This is a genomic window from Salipiger sp. D13, from assembly GCF_003703915.1.
In the GTDB taxonomy this organism is placed as follows: domain Bacteria; phylum Pseudomonadota; class Alphaproteobacteria; order Rhodobacterales; family Rhodobacteraceae; genus Salipiger; species Salipiger profundus.
On the sequence record NZ_ML112591.1, the window covers coordinates 305,135 to 318,713 of the forward strand.

General features: G+C 67.4%; 14 protein-coding genes and 1 tRNA gene. 8 read left to right on the top strand and 7 right to left on the bottom strand.

The annotated features are described in order from the left end of the window. Nucleotides 1-60 precede the first annotated feature (60 nt). The 4 genes from D6860_RS05770 to D6860_RS05785 all read left to right on the top strand — a co-directional run bounded on the left by D6860_RS05770 (nt 61) and on the right by D6860_RS05785 (nt 2,965). Complete coding sequence (locus tag D6860_RS05770; protein WP_308420241.1) at nt 61-984, top strand: LysR family transcriptional regulator; 924 nt, start codon at nt 61-63, stop codon at nt 982-984. A gap of 109 nt (nt 985-1,093) precedes the next feature. Further along, nucleotides 1,094-1,852, top strand: a complete 759-nt coding sequence (locus D6860_RS05775) for a carboxymuconolactone decarboxylase family protein (RefSeq protein WP_076622533.1) — start codon at nt 1,094-1,096, stop codon at nt 1,850-1,852. Nucleotides 1,853-1,910: 58 nt separating this feature from the next. Continuing rightward, nucleotides 1,911-2,546, top strand: coding sequence for an NADPH-dependent F420 reductase (locus tag D6860_RS05780; protein WP_076622534.1), 636 nt, complete (start codon nt 1,911-1,913; stop codon nt 2,544-2,546). 23 nt (nt 2,547-2,569) lie between these two features. Beyond that, nucleotides 2,570-2,965 (top strand): (R)-mandelonitrile lyase, encoded by a 396-nt coding sequence (locus tag D6860_RS05785; protein ID WP_076622535.1) that lies wholly within the window; start codon nt 2,570-2,572, stop codon nt 2,963-2,965. 122 nt (nt 2,966-3,087) lie between these two features. Here D6860_RS05785 and D6860_RS05790 read toward each other — a convergent pair. Then, a tRNA-Pro gene (locus D6860_RS05790) sits at nt 3,088-3,164 on the bottom strand. A gap of 52 nt (nt 3,165-3,216) precedes the next feature. Beyond that, the gene (locus D6860_RS05795) at nt 3,217-4,185 is read right to left on the bottom strand and encodes a DMT family transporter (RefSeq protein WP_076622536.1); all 969 of its coding nucleotides are present in this window, start codon (nt 4,183-4,185) and stop codon (nt 3,217-3,219) included. A 152-nt stretch (nt 4,186-4,337) separates the two neighbouring features. On the opposite strand from D6860_RS05795, the gene D6860_RS05800 reads away from it, so the two are divergent. Then, complete coding sequence (locus tag D6860_RS05800) at nt 4,338-5,945, top strand: Na/Pi cotransporter family protein (protein ID WP_076622537.1); 1,608 nt, start codon at nt 4,338-4,340, stop codon at nt 5,943-5,945. On the opposite strand, the gene leuB is transcribed toward D6860_RS05800, so the two are convergent. From leuB to D6860_RS05815, 3 genes are all read right to left on the bottom strand, one after another. Beyond that, nucleotides 5,942-7,045 (bottom strand): 3-isopropylmalate dehydrogenase, encoded by a 1,104-nt coding sequence (leuB, locus tag D6860_RS05805; protein WP_076622538.1) that lies wholly within the window; start codon nt 7,043-7,045, stop codon nt 5,942-5,944. The genes D6860_RS05800 and leuB overlap by 4 nt on opposite strands. A gap of 94 nt (nt 7,046-7,139) precedes the next feature. Continuing rightward, nucleotides 7,140-8,027, bottom strand: a complete 888-nt coding sequence (locus D6860_RS05810; RefSeq protein ID WP_229743255.1) for an endonuclease/exonuclease/phosphatase family protein — start codon at nt 8,025-8,027, stop codon at nt 7,140-7,142. Between the two features lie 71 nt (nt 8,028-8,098). Next, nucleotides 8,099-8,887, bottom strand: a complete 789-nt coding sequence (locus D6860_RS05815; protein WP_229743256.1) for a hypothetical protein — start codon at nt 8,885-8,887, stop codon at nt 8,099-8,101. Nucleotides 8,888-9,293: 406 nt separating this feature from the next. On the opposite strand from D6860_RS05815, the gene D6860_RS05820 reads away from it, so the two are divergent. Both D6860_RS05820 and D6860_RS05825 read left to right on the top strand, forming a co-directional pair. Continuing rightward, complete coding sequence (locus D6860_RS05820) at nt 9,294-9,947, top strand: CoA transferase subunit A (protein ID WP_076622540.1); 654 nt, start codon at nt 9,294-9,296, stop codon at nt 9,945-9,947. Further along, nucleotides 9,947-10,627 carry a 3-oxoacid CoA-transferase subunit B gene (locus D6860_RS05825; RefSeq protein ID WP_017469500.1) on the top strand — a complete coding sequence of 227 codons (681 nt, stop codon included), beginning with the start codon at nt 9,947-9,949 and terminating at the stop codon, nt 10,625-10,627. The genes D6860_RS05820 and D6860_RS05825 overlap by 1 nt, the downstream gene beginning before the upstream one ends. Before the next feature lie 264 nt (nt 10,628-10,891). On the opposite strand, the gene leuD is transcribed toward D6860_RS05825, so the two are convergent. Next, nucleotides 10,892-11,497, bottom strand: a complete 606-nt coding sequence (gene leuD, locus D6860_RS05830) for a 3-isopropylmalate dehydratase small subunit (protein ID WP_076622541.1) — start codon at nt 11,495-11,497, stop codon at nt 10,892-10,894. Between the two features lie 75 nt (nt 11,498-11,572). Between leuD and D6860_RS05835 the strand changes: the two genes are divergently transcribed. Next, a complete protein-coding gene (locus D6860_RS05835; protein WP_017469584.1) occupies nt 11,573-11,788 on the top strand; it encodes a hypervirulence associated TUDOR domain-containing protein in 216 nt (71 codons plus the stop codon). Between the two features lie 34 nt (nt 11,789-11,822). Here the strand turns inward: D6860_RS05835 and leuC are convergent, their stop codons facing one another. After that, on the bottom strand, nt 11,823-13,244 hold the full coding sequence (gene leuC / locus D6860_RS05840) for a 3-isopropylmalate dehydratase large subunit (protein WP_076622542.1): 1,422 nt from the start codon (nt 13,242-13,244) through the stop codon (nt 11,823-11,825). Between the last annotated feature and the right edge of the window lie 335 nt (nt 13,245-13,579).

Below are 13,579 nucleotides of genomic sequence, written 5' to 3' on the forward strand. Positions count from 1 at the left end.
GATCGCTCTGGATAATCGCTAGATTTCATGAGCGCGTCGCATATATCATGAGGAAGACCAATGATCCTGGATCCCCAGCTCAAGGCCTTCCTCATGTTACGCGAGAATATCAACGACCTGATCGCGCTTGCCGCCGTTGCGGAAGAGCGCAGTTTCACCCGAGCCGCCGCGCGCCTCAACGTGTCGCAGTCGGCGCTGAGCCACACGATCAAGGGGCTTGAACGCCGCCTCGGCCTGCGGCTCCTGACACGGACGACGCGCAGCGTGGCGCCCACGCTGGAGGGCGAAGACCTTCTGGCCACCCTGAACCCGTGTTTCGACAAGATCGAGGCACGGCTTCAGGCCCTTAACGACTCGCGCGATCAGCCGACCGGGACGGTCCGCATCGTCGCGGTGGAATACGCGATCGAGACCATCCTCTGGCCCAAGCTCTCACCGGTGCTGAAGGCGCATCCCGCGGTGAACGTCGAGCTGGTCATGGACTACGGCTACACCGATCTTGCCGAATCCCAGTGTGATGCGGGCGTGCGCTACGGCGAGCAGGTCAGCGACGGCATGATCGCGATGCGCATCGGGCCGGAAGAACGCATGCTCTGCGTCGGCTCCCCCGAATACCTCGACACGGCCGGCACACCGCAGGTGCCGCAGGATCTGTCCGAACACCGCTGCATCAACCTGCGGCTGTCGACCCACGGCGCACTCTATGCCTGGGAGTTCGAGGACGCCGACGGCAACGAGATCAGGGTCAAGGTGCAGGGCCAGGCCTGCTTCAACACCATCAACCCCGTGATGCGGGCGGCAAAGGACGGACATGGCCTGGCGCTGGTGCCGGAACGGCTGGCCCAGCCGATGCTGAAGGACGGCGTGCTTCGCCCCTGCCTCGAGGACTTCAGCCCCTACTTCCCCGGGTTCCACCTCTACTACCCCAGTCGCCAGAGGCCCTCGTCGGCCTTCCAGGTGGTCCTGGACGCTCTGCGTGAATAGGCTTCATTGATGAAAGACCGTCATGAGTGGATTGCGGTTCACCTGCATTGAGCGCTGCGCGGTCTGCCCCACATGGCGAAGGGCAACCAAGAGCTCCAAGGAGATTACGATGAAGACCCTTTTCGCCTCTTCCGCCCTCGTCCTCGCCAGCACCGGTGCCTTCGCGCAGGATGTCGCGCGCACGCTTCCCGACAGCGTCGCCCGCGTTGCACCCGCGCTCGAATCCTACGCGACCAACGACCTCTTCGGCTCGGTCTGGAACGGCGAGAACCTCTCGATGCGGGATCGCGCACTCGTCACCTTCGCGGCGCTCATGACCCGGCACGAGACCGGCAACCTGGCCGCCATCACCGAAGTCGCGCTGGATGCAGGCGTAACCCCGTCGGAGCTCTCCGAGACCGTGACCCACCTGGCCTTCTACACCGGCTGGGGCAACGCGACCGCCGCCACCGAGGCGATGGCCCCGATCTTCGAAGAGCGCGGGATCGCCGTCGAGGACCTTCCCGCAGTGGATGCAGAGCTGCTGCCGCTGGACGAGGAGGCCGAAGCCGCGCGCCAGGAAACGGTTCAAAGCAACTACGGCGATGTCAGCCAGGGCGTGGTCGACACCACCGAGGAAATTCTCTTCCTCGACCTCTGGCTGCGCCCGGCGCTCGAGCCGCGCGACCGTAGCCTCGTGACCGTCGCGGGCCTCATCGCGGCGGGTCAGCCCGAGCAGATGACCTTTCACCTGAACCGCGCGATGGACAACGGCCTGACCCAGGAAGAAGCGGGCGCCATGCTGTCGCACCTCGCGTTCTACGCCGGCTGGCCGCGCGTCTTCTCGGCGCTTCCGGTGGCCAAGCAGGTCTTCGAAGAGCGCGGCTAAACGGACAAAGCGCCCGGCGCGGACTGGCTGCGCCGGGCACACGCAAGGAGAACGCGACATGAAGATCGGCATCCTGGGCAGTGGGCTGATGGGCGGCACGCTCGGACGCCTGTGGGCGGCCAGCGGACATCAGGTCACCTTCGCCTATTCCCGAGATGACGCGCGCCGCGCCGCCATGGCCGAGCGCCACGGCGCCGCCAGCGGCACCGTGGCCGAAGCGGTGGCAGGGGCCGACGCGCTCATGCTGGCGGTTCACTGGTCCCGCACCGCCGAGGTTCTGGACCTGGCTGGCGACCTCGCGAGTCGCACCGTCCTGACCTGCTGCGTGCCACTGGACGAGGCGAACGAGTCGCTCGTCGTGAGCACGACGTCCTCGGGCGCCGAGGAGCTGGCCCGCATGCGGCCCGGCGCCCGCTGGGTCAGCTGTTTCTCGGCCAACCCCTCCGAGAGCTTCGAGCCGGTGTTCCGCCGGAAGGGCGAGGATCAGCCGCCGCAGGTGCTGACCTGCACCGACCACGAGGACGCAAGGGCCCTCGCCGGCGACCTCATTCGCGACATCGGCTTCGAGCCTCTCGCCTGCGGGCCATTGCGCAACGCCCGGTTCATCGAACCTTTCGCCATGGCGACCGTTGAGCTGGCATACGTCCAGCCGGGCGGCCCGGCCCTCACCTACCGTTTCAACAAGCTGCGCTGAGCGCGCAGGGAAAGGCGCAAACCATGAAGATCATCAAATCCGGCACCACGCCCTCGAACCCCGGCCCGGAAGACTATTTCACCGGCACCGTGCGGATCGACCCGATGTTCCAGGCCGAGGAACCCGGCCGCACCAGCGGCGCGCATGTCACCTTCGAGCCCGGTGCCCGCACCGCCTGGCACACCCATCCGGCGGGTCAGACCCTGATCGTCACCTTCGGGCGTGGCCGCGTCCAGCGCGAGGGCGGCCCGATCGAGGAGATCTCGCAAGGCGATGTCGTCTGGTTCCCCGCAGGCGAGAAGCACTGGCACGGCGCCTCGCCCGAGACCGCGATGAGCCACATCGCGGTGCAGGAGAGCATCGACGGCACCCCCGTCACGTGGATGGAGAAGGTCTCGGACGAAGACTACAACGGCTGACCGTCGTGCCCTTCCTGCCGGCTCCGGTCACCCATGAAGACAACGGGACGGCCGGGGCAGGCAGATCGGCCCATCCGCAAGCCCTGAACACGAAAAAGGCGCCCGAGGGCGCCTTTGTTCATTGGTCGGAGTGGCGAGATTCGAACTCACGGCCCCTGCCTCCCGAAGACAGTGCTCTACCAGGCTGAGCTACACTCCGACCGTGGCGCGGCGAATACCCCAGCCCGCGGGCTTTGGCAAGAGCCTCCGCCCTACTTTTGCAGAGTTTTCTCGCGCCGCCGCATCGACCGCAGCAGCGGGCCGATGCGCAGGCTGGTGCCGGTCTCGAGCCGCGTGCGGGTGCGCAGGACAGGCGTGTTCTCGGAGGCCCTGCTGCGCCCCTCGCGCAGGACGATGTAGACCCCCGATCCGATGATGAGAAGCGCGCCCGCAAAGGTCATCCCGTCGGGCCATTCGCCGAAAACCGCCGCGCCATAGAATGTCGCCCAGAGCAGCTGCGAATACTGCATCGGCGCCACGATCACCGCCTCGCCCGCCTTGTAGGCCCGGATCAGCACCAGCGAGCCGCAGAGCGCCAGCACCGCCATGACGCCGACGCCGCCCAGGTGCTCGATCGGCATGGGGCGGTAGACAAAGGGCAGCGCGCAGGCCATCAGCACGAAGTTGGCCATCATCGGGTAGAGCAGCAGCACGACCGAGCGTTCCTCGTGGCCGATCTTGCGCACCACCACCGAGGCCAGCGCCCCGGTGCAGGCCGCGACAAGCGCCGCCGCATGGCCCAGCGTGAGCTCGGTCGCGCCGGGGCGCAGGACGACCATCACCCCGGCGAGCCCGACCAGCACCGCAAGCCAGCGCCGCAGTCGAACGTGCTCGCCCAGGATCGGGATCGCCAGCACCGTGATGACGAGCGGCTGGGCGAAGAGAATCGCGTAGGTCTGGGCCAGCGGCAACACCGAGAAGGCATAGAAGGCGCAGAGCCCGGTGATCACCGCCGCCACCGTGCGCAGCGCGGTCCACCACGGGTGGATCGGGCGCAGGTGGCCGGGGGTCGTGTCGCGGATCAGCATGAGGCTCACGATCGGGAAGCTCAGCAGCACCGAGAAGAACACGATCTGGAACGGCGCATAATCTGCGCCGAGCAGCTTCACGATGACGTCGTGGCTGGCGAAGAGCGAAAAGGAGAGCAGCGCGAAAAGCGCGCCTTTGGCATTCTGTCCCATCTGGGTGATATCCGTCTGGCCTGCATGTTTTGCCGGAAAACGGCTGCGACCTTGGCACCGTTCCGACGCGCCAACAAGCCGCAACGCGCGCGCGCCGACGCGCTTGCGGCGCATCTTCGCCGCTGCCATGTTTCCGGGCAGGAGAGCGCATCATGCAACTGGATATCCTGTCCATTCTCGGCGGCATCGGCCTGTTCCTCTTCGGGATGCAGTCCATGACCGGCGCGCTGCGGCAGCTCGCGAGTCGGCAGATGCGCGCCTTCCTGTCGAGCTTCACCACCTCGCCATATTCCGGCGCACTGACCGGCGCCGCGACCACCGCGGTCATCCAGTCCTCGAGCGCCACGATGGTCACCGTGATCGGCTTCGTGGGTGCCGGGCTCATGACCTTTCCGCAGGCGATCGGTGTGATCTACGGCGCCAATATCGGCACCACGATGACCGGCTGGATCGTCGCGCTGCTGGGTCTGAAGCTGAAACTCGGCACCATCGCCCTGCCCGGCCTGTTGCTGGGGGCGCTGATCGCCACCATGGCACACGGGCGCATGGTGCGGATCGGCCGGCTGCTCGCCGGGTTCTGCCTCGTGTTCATCGGTCTTGACCTGATGCAGGAGGGCGCCGCGGGCTTCGAGGGCTGGCTCTCGCCCGAGATCATGCCCGCAGACACCTTCGCAGGACGGGGGCTGCTGCTGCTGCTCGGCGCCGCGATCACCGTGGTGATCCAGTCCTCGAGCGCCGGGGTCGCGACGACACTGGTGCTGCTGGGCACCGGCGCCATCACGTTGGGACAGGGCGCGGCGCTGGTGATCGGCATGGACGTGGGCACCACCTTCACCGCGATTCTCGCCACCGTGGGCGGCTCGCGCGACATGCGGCGCACCGCCATCGCGCACATGGCCTACAACGTCGTCACCGGTGCGGTGGCCTTCGCGCTGCTCGGGCTCGTCGTGCCGCCGCTCGCGGCCGTCTTCGGACCACGGGAACCCGCGGCACTGGTGAGCTTCCACACGCTGTTCAACGTCCTGGGCGTGGTCATCATGCTGCCGGTCACCGCGCCCTTCGCCCGGCTCATCGAGCAGCTCGTGCCCGGGCGCGAGGCCGCGCTGACCGAAGGGCTCGACCGGTCGCTGCTGTCGGACCCGAACGCCGCGATGGATGGCGCAGGCGGCTGTGCGGCGCGGATCATGCGCGCGATGTTCGCCTCGCTGGGCCGCTGCCTGAGCCCCGGCGGCGGCCCCCTGCCCTCGGAGGACGCGCTGCGGCTGGAACCGGCCCTCGACGACCTGCACGCCTACCTTGCCCGCATTCGCGTGCCCGCCGATGCGACCGACGCGATGAACCGCTACTCGGCGCTGCTGCACCAGTATGACCACCTGACCCGCCTTGCCCATCGCATGACCCGCGAGGACCAGATGCGCCCGCTGCGCGTCGACCCCGGGCTGCGGCGCCCGGCAATGGCCTTCGGGGCGGCGCTGCGCCGCGCGTCCGACCCCGACCGAGGGGTCCAGGCTGCAGCGCTCGAGCGGCTGGAACGGCTGATTTCAGGGCGGACCCACCGGCTGCGGCGCTCGGCGCTGCTGCGCGAGCACGTGGGTCTTGTCAGCGTGCAGGAGGTCTTCGAGGTGACCGACGCGATGCGCTGGCTGGAGCGGGCGGCGCATAACGCCGCGCGCTGTGTTCATTACGGCGAGCTTGCGCTCAGCGAGGCGCCGGCACCGCCGGTCTCGGACCGGCTGGAGACGACGCCCGCCGGGCCTTAGAGGCTCGCGTCGAGCGCGCCGAGGATCGCGTCGCCCATGCCCGAGGTCGAGACCGGCTGCACGCCCTCCTCGCCGAGCAGGTCGGCGGTGCGCACGCCGTCGGCCAGCACCTTGTTCACCGCCGCTTCGAGACGCTCGGCCTCGGCGCCCTGGTCGAAGCTGTAGCGCAGCGCCATGGCGAAGCTCAGCACGCAGGCGATGGGGTTCGCCTTGCCCTGCCCCGCGATGTCGGGCGCCGAGCCGTGCACCGGCTCGTAGAGCGCCTTGGGGCGGCCATTGGCCATCGGGGCGCCCAGCGAGGCCGAGGGCAGCATCCCGAGCGAGCCGGTCAGCATCGCGGCGGCGTCGGACAGCAGGTCGCCGAAGAGGTTGTCGGTCACGATGACGTCGAACTGCTTGGGCCAGCGGCAGAGCTGCATTGCGCCGGCATCTGCGTACATGTGCGAGAGCTCGACCTCGGGGTAGTCCTTGCCGACCTCGGTCACGACCTCGCGCCAGAGGATGCCCGACTCCATCACGTTGGCCTTTTCCATCGAGCAGAGCTTCTTGCCGCGTTTCATCGCCAGTTCGAAGGCCGAGCGCGCCACGCGGTCGATCTCGGACTCGGTGTAGCGCTGGGTGTTGATGCCGACGCGCTCGTTGCCCTCTTCGATGATGCCGCGCGGCTCGCCGAAGTAGATGCCCGAGGTCAGTTCGCGCACGATCATGATGTCGAGCCCGGCCACCACGTCGCGCTTCAGCGACGAGAAGTCGGCCAGCGCGTCGAAACACTGCGCCGGGCGCAGGTTGGCGTAGAGGTCCATCTCCTTGCGCAGGCGCAGCAGGCCGCGCTCGGGCTTCACGCTGAAGTCGAGAACGTCGTATTTCGGGCCGCCCACGGCACCGAGCAGGACGGCATCGACCTCTTGCGCGCGGGCCATGGTGTCATCGTGCAGCGGGGTGCCATGCTTGTCGTAGGCCGCGCCCCCCACGAGGTCCTCGCTCACATCGAAGGCCAGGCCGCGCTTGTCGCCGAACCAGTCGATGATCCGGCGCACCTCGGCCATCACCTCGGGGCCGATGCCGTCACCCGGCAGGATGAGAAGCGAAGGGTTGCTCATGGGAATGTCCTCTCCTCGAAAAGTCCTGCATCGCCTAGCCGCTGGCCGACGCGTGGTCAAGAAAGCACGGCGATATCGCGGCCGCGCCTGCCGCTCAGGGCAGGTCGAGCGATACCGTGACAAGGCGGTGCGCCTCGCCGGAGATCGCGTCTCGCACATCGGCGGCAGCGACCGGAAGGCCTGCAGCCGGAAGGATGTAGCTGACCCGCATCGGCCCGGTCTGCGGCCAGGTCACCGTCGCCTGTCCCGGCAGCGGATCCTGAAGCCGCTCGTCGGCGAGAACCTCGCGCATCGCCGCGCCCAGCCCGTCGCCCCGCTCGGGGTCGAGGTTGGCGTCGCCGATCAGCACCGGCCATGCCGGAGGCGGCCCGAAAGCGCCGTCGAGCACGGCCATCCAGAGCGCAAGCTCGTCGGCGTTACGGCGGCCGTTGCGATCCTCGGGGCCGTCGAAGACCGGGGGCGTTGCATGCCACGCCAGCAGCGTCAGCGGCGCGCCGCCGGTCTCGACCTCCAGCATCCAGTGCCCGGAGGACGACAGCCGCTGCAGGTCGCGCGCCGGATCGTCCTCCGTCTGCCGGGTCCCTGGGCTGTCGCGCCAGAGCAGGTCACTGAAATCCCGCGCCAGCGTGACCGGCCGGCGCGACAGCACCGCCATGCCGCCCTGCCCCGAGAATTCGCCGTAGCCCTGCGCGTCGCGCGGGCCGCCAAGCAGCCCGTCGCCGTCAAGATCCCGCCCGGTCGGCCAGCCGGCGTTGGGCCGCCGCGCGACCCGGTGCGGATAGCCCGTCCCGACCGCCTGCAACCGCTCGTCCAGCGCCGCGAGCGCGGCACCGCCGTGGTCGAAGTCGATGTCGGTGAGCACGAGCACATCGGGCGCGGCGGCGGCGATCTCGGCGATGACCGCATCGGTTTTCCCGGCGCGGATGTCGCGCAGCAGCAGGCCTGGCCCGTCGCGGGACAGGTCGACATTCCAGGTGGCCAACGTGAGGCGTTCGGCAGAGGCCGGCGCGGCAACGACCAGCCACAGGCACAGAAGCCGCGAGAGCCGCCGCGTCAGGCCGCCTGCAGATTCGCCTGCGCGTAGGCGCGGCGGCGCTTTTCCTCGATCAGCGCGGCGATGCGCATCAGCGCCACGCCACGCATGATCAGGCTTGCGGGAAGAAAGGCCCATGCGCTCATCGTCCAGATCAGGGTCTGCGCGTCACCAAGCGAAACCGGATCGATCGCCGCCGAGGCAATTTGCAGACCTGCCGGGATCAGGAATGACAGAAGAAACCCTAAGGCGATGTTAACATGGGCGTCGCGCTTGAGCCGGTAGAGGATATCTCCGCCCGCCGTCGGATCGAACAGCGGCAGGTTCACCCAGAAATTGAACGCTCCGCGCCGGACCGGCCAGTTCAGCAGCCGCACCAGCAGGATGAAACAGGCGGTGACCGAGATCGACACGAGATAGGCCAGCCCGGCAAAGGTCCGCATCCGGTCGATCTGGGCGGCGGTCATGTCAGCGTTCGCGCCCAGCACCATCAACCGCACCGGCGAATAGGGAAAGTCGAGCAGACCGCCGACCCGCATCCCCACCGCGTTCAGCGCGTCGCTGGCTGCGGTCGGGTGCGTCTCTCCCCGGCAGATCAGCGTGAGAAGCAGCACGGTCAGGAACAGCGCCGCGAACCGCAGGCGGTTATAGGGCGGCGCGTCACGAAACTCGACGATCGAGGGATAGTCGCCGGTGTATTCAACAAAGGTCAGGGCCGCGGCGAGCAGGGCGAGAAGCGCGATGATCTGGGTGGTGCCCGCCGAGCTGCCCGGCAGGAGCAGCGCCGGCATCGCGATCAGCGATGCCATCAGAACGGCTCGCACCCCGGCCTTTCCCATCCGCTTTATCAAAATCGCTACCCTTCCGGTCCGGCCGCACGCGGTTCAATGCCGCGCGCCTGTTTCAACCCGACCCCGCCATTGTGGCGGACTGCCTCATTATTGCCCAAATTCTGCCTACTTTCGCTACACCCAGCAAGGTTCTGTTAAGTCTGGCGCCGAAAGTCCGGCAGTTTCGTGAGTAAAACGGTGCCATTTTGCATCATTGCATGGGCAGCCTTGCGCGTTTCGATCTGGGAGCCACAAGATATTGAAATGGCCAGTCTTCGCGCTTTGACGAATTTTGCGCTGACATTTGACCTAGCGCATGGCCCGACCGCACAAAAGGATCTTGATACGCACGGGACGTAGTGACCGGCTCAGGAGGAATACGCAAATGCACATGGCCATATCGATGGAAGACGCCGTCGACATGATCCCCGACGGCGCTCGGGTGATGCTGTCGGGCTTCATGGGAGTAGGGACGCCGGACGGGCTCGTGCACGCGCTCGCGGCCGCCGGCAAGAAGGACCTGACCATGATCGTGAACGACGCCGCGCGTCCGCACACAGGAGTGGGCCCGCTGGTCAAGGCGGGCTGCGTGAAGAAGTTCATCGGCAGCCATATCGGTGTGAACCCCGACGTCCAGGAGAAGATGCGTGCCGGCGAGCTCGAGGTCGAGCTCGTGCCGCAGGGCACCTTCGTCGAGCGCATCCGCGCCGCCGGCATGGGGCTCGGGGGCATCCTCACGCCCACCGGGATCGGCACGCTGGTGGCCGAGGGCAAGGAAATCGTCGAGGTCGATGGCAAGCCCTTCCTGCTCGAAAAGCCGCTTCATGCGGATTTCGCGCTGATCGCCGCGCGCAGCTGCGACTACGTGGGCAACCTCGCCTACATGCTGTCCGCGACCAACTTCAATCCGATCATGGCGCTGGCCGCGACCACGGTCATCGCCGAACCCGAGGAGATCGTGCCAGTGGGAGTGATCCCGCCGGATGCGGTCAAGACCCCCGGCGTGCTTGTCGACCATGTTATCAAGAGGGCTGCGTGATGAAGGATTTTTCCGTGATGGACCCGAAGGAGATCATCGCGCGGCGGGTGTCGCTCGAGATCCGTCCGAAATCGCTCGTGAACCTCGGGATCGGCATTCCGACGCTGGTGTCGGAACACCTCGACGAGGGCATGGGCGTGTTCTTCCAGTCCGAGAACGGCGTGGTGGGCCTCGGCCACCGCCCGCCCGAGGGCATGACCGACCGGCACCTGACCGACGCCGGCGGTACCTTCACCTCGGCGGTGCCAGGGGCGTCGATCATCGACTCGGCGTTTTCCTTCGGGCTGATCCGCGGCGGCCACCTCGACCTGACGGTGCTGGGCGGGCTGCAGGTGGATGCGAAGGGGCACCTGGCCAACTGGATGATCCCCGGCAAGTTCGTGCCCGGCATGGGCGGCGCGATGGATCTCGTGACCGGCGCGAAGAAGGTGATCGTGGCGATGATCCACAGCGCCAAGGGCCAGTCGAAGATCGTCCCCGAATGCACCCTGCCCCTCACCTCGCAGCGTTGCGTCGACCTGATCGTCACCGAACTTGCCGTGATGGAGCCGCGCGCCGACGGGCTGCACCTGCTGGAGACGGGCCCCGGCGTGAGCGTCGAGGAGGTCGTCGCACATACCGACGCCGAGCTGGTGATCGCCGGCGACATTCCCGAGATGGACCTGTCGCGCACGGCCTGAGCGGTTTCGGGCCGCCTCTCGGCGGCCCGACCGGTGGGGGCTCTGCCCCCGTCTCCCGTTCCGGGAGACTCCCCCGAGGGTATTTGGGAAACCGGAGAAAAGCCGGGCGCGGCCTCCCGGGTTTCTTCTGGCATAAAATATCCCCGCCGGAGGCCGGCATGAGGCTGCCACGGTCGCGCGCTCTCGGACAGACGGAGGGCGGCGTGAAAAAGGCGGGGCACGACGGCCCCGCCTTTGATTGCCTTCGGTTGGCCGAGCGGCGGCTCAGACCCAGGGACGGCTCTGGGCGGCCTCGGACTCGAAGCTGTCGATCGCGCCGACCTTCTCCATCGTGAGGCCGATGTCGTCGAGCCCCTCGAGCAGGCAGTGCTTGCGGAAGGGGTCGATCTCGAAGCGGAATTCCTCGCCGTCCGACGTGGTCACGACCTGGTTCTCGAGGTCGATCGTCATGCGCGCATTGGAGCCCTTCTCGGCGTCCTTCATCAGCACGTCGACGGCCTCCTGCGGCAGCGCGATGGGCAGCATGCCGTTCTTGAAGCAGTTGTTGTAGAAGATGTCGGCGAAGGAGGTCGAGACGATCGCCTTGATGCCGAAATCCGCCAGCGCCCAGGGCGCGTGCTCGCGCGAGGAGCCGCAGCCGAAGTTGTCGCCGGTGACGAGGATCTCGGCCTCGCGGTAGGCGGGCTTGTTGAGCACGAAGTCGGGGTTTTCCGAGCCGTCGTCGAGGTAGCGCATCTCGTCGAAGGCGTGCACGCCGAGGCCGGAGCGCTTGATCGTCTTCAGGAACTGCTTGGGGATGATCATGTCGGTGTCGATGTTCACCAGCGGCATCGGTGCCGCGACCCCGGTGAGTTTTTCGAATTTTTCCATCTGTCTGGTCCTTTCGGAGGGCGGAACCGCGGCGGCGAAGCGCGCGTTGGCCGCGAGTATATCAGGAGATCAGCTATGTCCTACAGCGAAGGCACGAAGGTCGAATGGGACTGGGGCAACGGCACCGGAACCGGCAAGGTCGTCAAGAAGTACACGCGCAAAACCACCCTGAAGATCAAGGGCAGCGAGGTCACGCGCGACGCCTCGGAGGAGGCGCCGGCCTACCGGATCGAGCAGGCGGACGGCGACGAGGTGCTGAAGTCCGAAAGCGAGCTTCGCAAGGCCTCGTGAGCCGGTCCGCCTGACCGCGCCCGGTCCCGACGCCTTATGCCGTCACCGGGTCTTCCATCAGTTCGCGCACGTCGGTCAGGTGGCCGGTGAGCGCCGCCGCCGCGGCCATGGCCGGCGACATGAGATGCGTGCGTCCGCCCTTGCCCTGCCGGCCCTCGAAGTTGCGGTTCGAGGTGGCCGCACAGCGCTCGCCCGGGGCCAGCTGGTCGGGGTTCATGGCAAGGCACATGGAGCAGCCTGCCATCCGCCATTCGAAACCGGCGTCGATGAAGATCTGCGCGAGGCCCTCTTCCTCGGCCTGCGCCCGGACGAGGCCCGAGCCCGGCACGACCATGGCGCGCATGCCGTCCTTGACCTTCTTGCCCTTGAGGATCTCGGCCGCAGCGCGCAGGTCCTCGATCCGGCCGTTGGTGCAGGAGCCGATGAAGACCGTGTCGATCTTGACGTCGGTGAGCTTCTGCCCGGCCTCGAGCCCCATGTACTGCAGCGCGCGTTTCGCCGCCTCGACCTTGCCGCCCTGGAAGTCCTCGGGGGCGGGAACGGAGGCATCGATCGGAAGCACGTCCTCGGGCGAGGTGCCCCAGGTCACCACGGGTGCGATGTCCTCGCCCTTGATGGTGACGACCTTGTCCCAATGCGCGTCATCGTCGGAGTAGAGCGTCTTCCACCAGGCCAGCGCGGCCTCGAACTGGGCGCCCTTCGGGGCGTGGGGGCGGCCCTTGACGTATTCGAAGGTGGTCTCGTCCGGCGCGATGAGGCCGGCGCGGGCGCCGCCTTCGATCGCCATGTTGCAGACGGTCATCCGGCCTTCCATCGACAGCGAGCGGATCGCCTCGCCGCAGTATTCGATCACGTAGCCGGTGCCGCCGCCTGTGCCGGTGTGGCCGATGACCGACAGCGTGATGTCCTTGGCGGTGACGCCCGGACGCAGCTGGCCGGTGATCTCGACCTTCATGTTCTTCGACTTCGACTGGATCAGCGTCTGCGTGGCGAGAACGTGCTCGACCTCGGAGGTGCCGATGCCATGCGCCAGCGCGCCGAAGGCGCCGTGGGTCGCGGTGTGGCTGTCACCGCAGACCACGGTCATGCCCGGCAGCGTCCAGCCCTGCTCGGGGCCGACGATGTGCACGATGCCCTGGCGGACGTCGCTCACCGGATAATAGTTCACGCCGAAGTCCTTGGCGTTCCTGTCGAGCGCATCGACCTGGATGCGGCTTTCCTCGTTGGTGATGCCGTTGGTCCGGTCGGGCGTGGTCGGCACGTTGTGGTCGGGCACCGCAATGGTGCGCTGCGGCGCGCGGACCTTGCGGCCGGTCATGCGCAGCCCCTCGAAGGCCTGCGGGCTGGTGACCTCGTGCACGAGGTGACGGTCGATGTAGAGAAGGCAGGTGCCGTCTTCGTCCTGCTGGACGACGTGGGCATCCCAGATCTTGTCGTAGAGTGTCTTGCCGGACATGGGGTCCTCTCCGGAAATGAGAAAGCTTTGGCTGGGCGCGAGGCGTCATTGTCCCGCGCCGGGGCGGGCATGGACAGGCTTATAGCCGCGCGAGCACCGAGAAGGTGGCGCCGTAGAACCGTTCACGCAGTCGCGCGCGGTCGCCAAGGTCAAGAACCCGAGTCATGGGGCGGACATATAGGGACTCCCGACGCCGATCAAGAGAAAGGGCACGGGCGGCGCAGGCGCCGTGCAACCATGCGGCGAGGAACCAAAGCATCTCTCCCGGCGTAAGGTTGGAACCGGAAGAGGAGAGACCGATGATGGACCCGATGAACGCCCTGCTGCTGACGCTT

Excerpts from the sequence above, each read along its gene's own strand:
- D6860_RS05785 (WP_076622535.1), top strand. The coding sequence starts at position 2,570 with ATGAAGATCATCAAATCCGGCACCACGCCCTCGAACCCCGGCCCGGAA.
- D6860_RS05835 (WP_017469584.1), top strand. The coding sequence starts at position 11,573 with ATGTCCTACAGCGAAGGCACGAAGGTCGAATGGGACTGGGGCAACGGC.
- D6860_RS05780 (WP_076622534.1), top strand. The coding sequence starts at position 1,911 with ATGAAGATCGGCATCCTGGGCAGTGGGCTGATGGGCGGCACGCTCGGA.
- D6860_RS05815 (WP_229743256.1), bottom strand. The coding sequence starts at position 8,887 with ATGGCATCGCTGATCGCGATGCCGGCGCTGCTCCTGCCGGGCAGCTCG.
- D6860_RS05775 (WP_076622533.1), top strand. The coding sequence starts at position 1,094 with ATGAAGACCCTTTTCGCCTCTTCCGCCCTCGTCCTCGCCAGCACCGGT.
- leuD (WP_076622541.1), bottom strand. The coding sequence starts at position 11,497 with ATGGAAAAATTCGAAAAACTCACCGGGGTCGCGGCACCGATGCCGCTG.
- D6860_RS05825 (WP_017469500.1), top strand. The coding sequence starts at position 9,947 with ATGAAGGATTTTTCCGTGATGGACCCGAAGGAGATCATCGCGCGGCGG.
- leuB (WP_076622538.1), bottom strand. The coding sequence starts at position 7,045 with ATGAGCAACCCTTCGCTTCTCATCCTGCCGGGTGACGGCATCGGCCCC.
- D6860_RS05800 (WP_076622537.1), top strand. The coding sequence starts at position 4,338 with ATGCAACTGGATATCCTGTCCATTCTCGGCGGCATCGGCCTGTTCCTC.
- D6860_RS05795 (WP_076622536.1), bottom strand. The coding sequence starts at position 4,185 with ATGGGACAGAATGCCAAAGGCGCGCTTTTCGCGCTGCTCTCCTTTTCG.
- leuC (WP_076622542.1), bottom strand. The coding sequence starts at position 13,244 with ATGTCCGGCAAGACACTCTACGACAAGATCTGGGATGCCCACGTCGTC.
- D6860_RS05770 (WP_308420241.1), top strand. The coding sequence starts at position 61 with ATGATCCTGGATCCCCAGCTCAAGGCCTTCCTCATGTTACGCGAGAAT.
- D6860_RS05820 (WP_076622540.1), top strand. The coding sequence starts at position 9,294 with ATGCACATGGCCATATCGATGGAAGACGCCGTCGACATGATCCCCGAC.